Origin of the sequence: Microbacterium sp. CPCC 204701 (assembly GCF_004010105.1) — a bacterium.
Classification (GTDB): Bacteria; Actinomycetota; Actinomycetes; order Actinomycetales; family Microbacteriaceae; genus Microbacterium.
In genome coordinates, this window is the sequence record NZ_RRYE01000621.1 from 1 (window position 1) to 1,112 (window position 1,112).

At 73.0% G+C, this 1,112-nt stretch carries 2 protein-coding genes; both read right to left on the bottom strand.

What is annotated here, in order from left to right:
• On the bottom strand, nt 1–269 hold a 269-nt coding region (locus EIO58_RS18375; protein ID WP_127820600.1), incomplete at its 3' end, for a DUF2510 domain-containing protein.
• A gap of 41 nt (nt 270–310) precedes the next feature.
• Nucleotides 311–1,112, bottom strand: an 802-nt coding sequence (locus tag EIO58_RS18380) for an HAD-IC family P-type ATPase (protein ID WP_127820601.1), incomplete at its 5' end; no start/stop codon positions are given.

Consider the following 1,112-nt stretch of genomic DNA (forward strand, 5'->3'; position numbering starts at 1 on the left):
GCCGCAGGGTCGCCCGGGTGCGGCGGATGGGCCGACGGGTCGCCGGACTGTGCGGGGTCGCCGTCCGCCTGCGCCGGAGAGCCGGGCTGCGCAGGGTGAGCGCCGGGTGCGGCATCCGTCGCCGATGCGGCGACGATCTCGGCCTCCGTCGGCGCATCGGCCGACGGCTCGGGGTCGGGCTGCGCGACGTGCTCCGTCCACTGGCTGCCGTCCCACCAGCGCATCGCGCCGTGGCCGTCGTCGTACCAACCGGGAGGAGTCGTCGTCATCTTCAAACCCTATCCCCGCGGAACTGTGCACGCGGGCGAGGTCAGCGGTCGAGCACCGCCCTCGCGCTGCGCTCGGGAGCGAGGTCGAGGCGGCGCAGCAGCTGTGCGTTGAGGGCCACCACGATCGTCGACAGCGACATCAGGATCGCGCCGACCGACATCGGCAGCACGAAGCCGATGGGTGCCAGCACGCCCGCCGCGAGCGGCACCGAGATGAGGTTGTACCCGGCCGCCCACCACAGGTTCTGCGTCATCTTGCGGTAGCTCGCTCGCGACAGCTCGATGACCGACAGCACCGACCGCGGATCGCTCGAGGCGAGGATGACCCCGGCCGATGCGATCGCGACATCGGTGCCCGCGCCGATCGCGATGCCGACATCGGCCCGCGCGAGTGCCGGAGCGTCGTTCACGCCGTCGCCGACCATCGCCACCTTCTTGCCCTCACCCTGCAGCTCGGCGACCTTCGCGGCCTTGTCTTCGGGGCGCACGCCCGCGAAGACACGACGGATGCCGAGGGCCTCGGCCACCGACCGGGCCACGGCCTCGGCATCCCCGGTGATCATCACCACCTCGACGCCGAGCCGGTGCAGCGCCTCGACGGCCTCGCGCGACTCAGGGCGGATCTCGTCGGCGAGCGCGAGCCCGCCGACGATCGCGTCGTCGCGTACGACGTGCAGCACGATCGAGCCCTGTGCATGCCACGCCTCGGCCGCGGCGATGTCGGATGCGCCGAGCTCGTCGAGCAGGCGGGGACCTCCGACGCGCACCTCGCGGCCCTCGACCCTCGCCGTGACGCCGACGGCGGGCGACGACGTGAAGCGAGCGGCGGCGGGAACCCGGATG